The sequence below is a fragment of the Kitasatospora sp. NPDC056651 genome (assembly GCF_042792155.1).
Lineage (GTDB): Bacteria > Actinomycetota > Actinomycetes > Streptomycetales > Streptomycetaceae > Kitasatospora.
In genome coordinates this window covers 1-5,938 of sequence record NZ_JBHTWX010000202.1, presented here as the reverse complement: position 1 = coordinate 5,938, position 5,938 = coordinate 1, and the positions used below count along the sequence as shown (strand labels likewise).

Below are 5,938 nucleotides of genomic sequence, written 5' to 3'. Positions count from 1 at the left end.
CCCGGACCGCGAACGGTCCGGGCCCGCGGTTCGGGACGGCACAAGCGACGGGTAGTCAGTTCCTCTGTGCCGCATCCCGACCGGTTCAGCTGTCGACGCTGAAGGAGCCCGGGTTCGACCTGAACGTCACCCAACTGCCGGCGGACACGCTGAAGAGCGGCCCCGCACAGTCCACCGTCGAGTAGAAGCGGACCTTGCTGTCCGTCTCGTTCCTCGCGCCCCACAACGGCCCGTACACATCCCTCGGCGTCCTGTGACAGCCCGGGGCCGGATCGGTGTACGCCACGGCCCGGCCAGTGCCCTGCCCGTTGCCAAGCATCACGTTGTAGAACGTCAGAACGCCCGTAGCGGCATGGGCGGACGTGGGGACGGCTACAGCCAGCAGCCCCGCGGCGGTGAGAGTCCCGATCGTGGTGACGAGGCGTCGGCGTCGCATGGTGGAACCTCCCGTACGCCGGGCCGCCGGGCGCGGCCCGCGATCGTCACCAACGGTATTGCCGCGTTGGCGAATCGTCACCAGCGTGAAGGGGTGCGGAGGGGGTGCGAGGGCCAGGTGCACTGCCCCGCGACTCCACCCTCCCGGATCCAGGGCATGATCGACCGGCGGGAGACCGGGGCAGGCCGCAGGCCGCGCCCGGGTTACGGGGTGAGTCGCAGGTGGATGGCGAGGACGCCGAGCTGCTCCTTGTCGCCCACACCCTCGCCGAGAGGGCCGTTCGAGCCGCGTATCCGTCGGCGTCCTTGACGCGGATCGCTCCAAAGGGTGATGGTCGCGCATGCCAGTGCAACTGACTCGACAGGGGCGAGGACCATGAAACTGACGTTCATCGGCATCGATCCCGACACGGACACGGATCAGAGCCCTACCGTGTGGGTGGACGAGGAAGCCGAAGACCTGGTGTTCCAGTCGTACGTGGTCGACGCCGAGACCGTCGCCACATGCGCGGAAACCCACATCCCCGGCCACTCGTCCGGGTGCCCCGAGGGTGAGGGCATCTTTCGTGTCCCGTTCCGCATGGTGCCGATGATCCGAGAGGCTTGTGATGTCGCAGAGCGTGCCCACCGTCGCCGACTTGATGAGGGCGGCGAACACGTCCGCGGTGCATCTTGAGTTGCACGACAGTTACGGGATCGCGCGGGAAACGGACGCTCTGCGGAGGTGGCGGGAGACGGGCACGCGCAACGTCGACCCCACGTCGGACCACTGGCGGGCGTGGGTCGAGCTGATCCGCGAGACGACCGGCCGAGGGGTGACCGTGCGACGGGCCCGGATCGTCTCGGAACCCGTCTCAGAGTACATCCGGTACGAGCACGCCGGAACGTCCGTCGTGGTCGGTGCGGGCGAGGAAGTCCGTTGGCTGCCGCGCCGGATGGCCTCACCGCTCGCGCTGCCCGGCAACGACTTCTGGCTGTTCGACAACCGGATCGTGAGGTTCAACCACTTCACCGGTGACGGGGCCGGCGCTGACCCGGAGTACACGGAGGCCCCTGTCGTTGCGGCGCTGTGCACGTCGGCGTTCGCGGCCGTCTGGGACCTGGCGACGCCTCACGCCGACTACAAGGTCTGAGGGGCCCGGACAGAGCTCGAACCATGCCCGCCTCTCCGCTCTCCAGTGCCCAAGAGGCCCGGAAGGCCATCGCCGACGCCTTGGGTGCCATCCGCAAGGACGCTGAACTGTCCGGCCATGAACTGGCCCAGCGCTGCGGGTGGCACCCGTCCAAGTCCTCTCGGATCGAGAACGCACGCACCACGCCCTCCGGCACTGACATACGGGTGTGGTGCGAGGTGTGCGGCGTGCCGGAGCGAGCACCTGACCTCATCGCCGCCTCCCGGTCGGCCGACTCGATGTACACCGAGTGGAAGCGGATCCACGGCACCGGTTTGCGCCGCGCTCAGGAAGAGGTGGTGCCGCTCTACGAACGGACGCGCCTCATGCGGGTCTACTGCTCCACGGTGGTTCCCGGCCTGCTCCAAACACCCTCCTACGCAACGGGATTGCTTGAGGCGATCACTGAGTTCCGGGGTATCCCGAACGACGTACCAGAAGCCGTGGAGGCCCGCGTGGCGCGGTCTCACGTGCTCCGGGAGGGCAACCACCGGTTCGCCCTGCTGGTCGAACAGGGCGTGCTGCACCACCAGATGGCCGACTCGGAAGGCATGGCCGGCCAGCTTGGTCACCTGCTGGCCGTGGTCGCCCTGCCGAACGTGTCGCTCGGAGTGGTGCCGCACACCGGCCGCCGCAAGCTGTGGCCCATGGAGACGTTCTCGATCTTTGACGAAGCCCGCGTACAGGTGGAGCTGTTGTCCGGGCGCGTGGTCATCACGACGCCCGGCGAGATCGCCACCTACGCACGGGCGTTTCAGGAGCTGTGCCGGATGGCTGTCTACGGCGCCCAAGCGCGTGCGCTCATCGCGTCCGCGATAGCCGCTCTCGGGTGAATCTGTGCAAGCCCGTGCAAGGTCGTGGATCCGAACTGCTCTGCGCTCATAGCGTGTTGTTCGCCGGTTCCGGCCATTACCCGAGGAGTGGCCCGCATGGTGGCGAGCATCAGCACCCGTACGCCGAAAAGCCTCGCAGAGTAACGGTCCGAGCGGTGCGAAAGCGCCCCCGTCCTCCTGGACGGTTCATGCAAGGCAGTGCGCCACCGAGAAGAGAGGAACGAACCATGACCGTTGCGCTGGAAGCACCTGCGGGCACCGAGTTCCGTGACCCCCGCGCCCTCCTCGACGCGGTTCGCCCGTACGTCAAGGAGCTCACGTACAACGTGTTCGAGGGCCCCGGCAACACTGGTGACCTGTACGACCGGGAGATCGCGCTCCTGCTCCGCGACAACACCATGGTGCGCGACATGGCGGAGCGCATCCTCGACAACGCCATCGCGTACACGATCACCGCCATGGAGCACCCGGAGGTGCACCTGGGTGTCGGCAAGATCGTGGACATCGGGGTGCACCAGCTCCTGCTGGACACGCCGGTGTACTTCGCCGTCTGCGAGGTGTACAACGCCGGCCGATACAAGCACCACGCCCCGCTGATCCAGCGACGCAACGACGGCATCGTGACCCGTACCGCCGAGTTCCTGCGCGGCAACGGGTTCGACGCCGACGAGGAGCTGTGGGCGATCGACGGGGCGAACTGCTCCCCGTGCGACGACAAGGTCCCCGACAGCCACTGATCGGGCGCCAGGGTGCCCCTGCCCCACCTGGGAGGGCAGAGGCACTGCCCGCCTGCCAACTCTTCTTCAAAGGAATCGCGTTGCCCGCACAGCACGACATCGAATCCGAGCGCGAACTCTGGGACACGTACGCGGCCGGAATCAAGGACGACGTATTCGATGCCGGGCCCGTCTTCCGTTGGACCCAGTACGCCGACCACGGACCCGGCCTGGAACTGCTCGGGTCGCCGGCCAGCGCGCTGGAGATCGGGTGCGGCACGGGCCGCGCTCTTGCCACGCTGGCCGAGCAGGGCGTGAAGGCCACGGGCGTGGACCTCTCGCCCGTGATGGCCGAGAAAGCCGCCGAGCGCTGGGGGCCGTCCGGCGTGCGGATCCACTGCGCCGAGGTCCTGGACTACCTGAGCGGCGCCGACGAGACCTGGGACGCGGTCTACTCGATGTTCGGAGCGGTCTGGTTCACGGACCCGCTGAAGCTCTTCCCCCTGATCGCCTCCCGCCTGAACCCCGGCGGCGTCCTGGTCTTCTCACAGCCCCCCGCCATCCCCGGCACCTACGGCCCACAAGGGATGTACAAGGGCGGCTTCGCCGGGAGGGCGCTGTACACCTACCGCTACTCCTACACGCCCCGCAGGTGGGCCGGTCTCCTTCTGCGCAGCGGGTTCGAGTCGGCGGACGCGGCGGTTCTCGACGCCCCGACCGAGGGGCACATCGGAACCCTGATCGTCACAGCCCGGACCCCGAGCGCCTGACCCGCGTACCTGGAAGTCCTCGACAAGTGGGCCTCGCCCCAGCTGCTCGTGCGTGGAAGCCGGCCGCGCTGCGCAGGAAGTCGGACCCGCCGACTTCCTGCGCAGCGCAGGGCGGTCGCGCCCGGGTTACGGGGTGAGCCGCAGGTGGATGGCGAGGACGCCGAGCTGCTCCTTGTCGGGAGGGTAGATGTCGCGGCAGGCGGTGAGGAGTTGGGTGCGGGTCATGCCTTCGGAGCCGATCGCCTCGTTGTCCTCGGCGTCGAGCATGGCCTCGAAGGTGGGGTACTCGGCGACTGTGACGACCTGGGTGCGGCAGCGGGCGTCCTCGGAGGTGAAGACGAGGGTCTGTCCGGGCCGGATCCTGCGCATGGAGGGGTAGCCGACGCGCACCTCGATGGTCTTGGTGCCGGCGGTGATCAGGTCGAGGTAGGGGCGGCGGATGTGGATGACGCGGTCCTGGTCCGGCATGTGGTGGTGCCTTCCGTCTCTGTGCCGAGGTGGGCGGGGACAGGGCGGCCAGGTGCTCGCGCAGCTCGCCGGCCGCTTCCGGGTTCAGCGGGTCGGACGGATCATCGCGGTCAGCCGGGGCGAGTGCGGTGAGGGCTGCCGGGTGCCCCCGGTAGTACCAGGCCGGCCGTGCCGCCACCGGATGCACCTCTGACAGGATGGCGCCGACCCTGCCCCACCGAGATCATGAGGTACGAGTGAGTAGCGAGTGGACCGTCCACGGTAGCCGTCCCGTGTACACCAGTCCGTGGGTGCGGCTCGACCTGGTCGAGGTCGAGCCGCTCGGAAGGGAGCGGTACGAGCACCACGTGGTGCGCTTCGCGCCGGTTGCGGCCGTCGTGGTGGTCAACGACCGGGACGAGGTGCTGATGATGTGGCGGCACCGCTTCGCGACGGGCACCTGGAGCTGGGAGATTCCGAGCGGCATCGTCGAGGACGGGGAGTCCCTTGAAGCCGCGGCGGTTCGCGAGGTGCTGGAGGAGACCGGCTGGCGGGTGGGCGAGGTCGAGGCGCTCGCCTACGTCCAGCCCATCGGCGGCATGAGCGACGCCGAGCACCATGTGTTCCTCGCCCGCGGCGCCAGCTACGTCGCACCGCCGGTGGACACCCATGAGGCCGACCGGATCGAGTGGATCCCGATCTCCCGGGTCCAGGGCATGATCGACCGGCGGGAGATCGTGGCGGGTGTCGCGGTCACCGGGTTGCTTCAGGTGCTCGCCCTGCGGCCCTAGGTCGGCATGGCCAACATCTCGCGAAGATCGGCAACCAGTGGTAGACGTGCCGCACGCGGTGGCACCGCCGCTGCGACCTCCCGCGCCCGAGCCAGCACAATTCCGGTCCGGTGCTCGTCCGGGAGTGCGGCAATCGCGAGCATGCTGGTCTGTGCACCCGAGCCGATCTCACCTGCGCGCATCAGGCCGTCTGCCTGGTCCAAAGCAATGAGTGCTCGGTCGAGGTACTGGGTGGGTGCGTAGAGACCAAGAGCCTGGTCAAGGGATGGCTGTGCGCGCTTGATGTCACCAAGAGTGGTGTACATGCTGCCGATGTGCCAACGGAGTTGACGCTCCGTGTAGCCGTATGCCAAGTCGGCGGTGTGCTCTGCCCCCAGCCGGGCGAAAGCCCGTTCAGCGAGGACCATGGCGGCGCGCGCTTCCTCGGGACGGCCGAGACGCGCGAGCGCCCGGGCTTTCAACGCAGGTGCCCATGCGGCGGTGGCGCACACCGTGCTACCCGCGAGTACCCGGGCTTGTTCGGCTAGCTCGGCCGCGCCCGCCGGCGCCCCGTAGTAGAAGGGGATGACGGCCTCACGTGCTACAAGCCAAGCGCGGAGGGCGCGGTCACGAGTTTCCTCGGCCGCGAGCTGTGCAACGCGATACCAGGCCCGTGCTTCGCGGTGCTCGCCCATCGCGACTAGATGAATGAGTCCGATGTTCTCAGTGGTCATAGGCGATGAGTGAGCGCTTGATCGTGGCCCCGGTGTTCCAGTTGTGCCAGATCGCGGCGGC

At 68.4% G+C, this 5,938-nt stretch carries 9 protein-coding genes; 7 read left to right on the top strand and 2 right to left on the bottom strand.

Annotated elements, in window-relative coordinates:
• The 6 genes from ACFRAR_RS38040 to ACFRAR_RS38015 all read left to right on the top strand — a co-directional run.
• Positions 1-185, top strand: a 185-nt coding sequence (locus ACFRAR_RS38040; protein ID WP_380704922.1) for a hypothetical protein, incomplete at its 5' end; no start/stop codon positions are given.
• A gap of 626 nt (positions 186-811) precedes the next feature.
• The gene (locus tag ACFRAR_RS38035) at positions 812-1,111 is read left to right on the top strand and encodes a hypothetical protein (protein ID WP_380704920.1); all 300 of its coding nucleotides are present in this window, start codon (positions 812-814) and stop codon (positions 1,109-1,111) included.
• Entirely contained in the window at positions 1,044-1,568 is a 525-nt protein-coding gene (locus tag ACFRAR_RS38030) for a DUF6879 family protein (protein ID WP_380704918.1), read from the top strand. Before ACFRAR_RS38035 ends, ACFRAR_RS38030 begins: the two co-directional genes overlap by 68 nt.
• Before the next feature lie 23 nt (positions 1,569-1,591).
• Entirely contained in the window at positions 1,592-2,440 is an 849-nt protein-coding gene (locus ACFRAR_RS38025) for a helix-turn-helix domain-containing protein (RefSeq protein ID WP_380704916.1), read from the top strand.
• Between the two features lie 227 nt (positions 2,441-2,667).
• Positions 2,668-3,177: a hypothetical protein gene (locus tag ACFRAR_RS38020; RefSeq protein WP_380704914.1), complete on the top strand. Its 510-nt coding sequence runs from the start codon at positions 2,668-2,670 to the stop codon at positions 3,175-3,177.
• Between the two features lie 80 nt (positions 3,178-3,257).
• Positions 3,258-3,926 (top strand): class I SAM-dependent methyltransferase, encoded by a 669-nt coding sequence (locus tag ACFRAR_RS38015; protein ID WP_380704912.1) that lies wholly within the window; start codon positions 3,258-3,260, stop codon positions 3,924-3,926.
• Between the two features lie 126 nt (positions 3,927-4,052).
• Here ACFRAR_RS38015 and ACFRAR_RS38010 read toward each other — a convergent pair whose 3' ends face one another.
• Positions 4,053-4,394: an ASCH domain-containing protein gene (locus ACFRAR_RS38010; protein ID WP_380704910.1), complete on the bottom strand. Its 342-nt coding sequence runs from the start codon at positions 4,392-4,394 to the stop codon at positions 4,053-4,055.
• 272 nt (positions 4,395-4,666) lie between these two features.
• Between ACFRAR_RS38010 and ACFRAR_RS38005 the strand changes: the two genes are divergently transcribed.
• Entirely contained in the window at positions 4,667-5,164 is a 498-nt protein-coding gene (locus tag ACFRAR_RS38005) for an NUDIX hydrolase (protein ID WP_380704908.1), read from the top strand.
• Here ACFRAR_RS38005 and ACFRAR_RS38000 read toward each other — a convergent pair.
• Positions 5,161-5,877, bottom strand: coding sequence for a hypothetical protein (locus tag ACFRAR_RS38000; protein ID WP_380704906.1), 717 nt, complete (start codon positions 5,875-5,877; stop codon positions 5,161-5,163). The two genes, ACFRAR_RS38005 and ACFRAR_RS38000, sit on opposite strands and share 4 nt — an antisense overlap.
• Positions 5,878-5,938 lie beyond the last annotated feature (61 nt).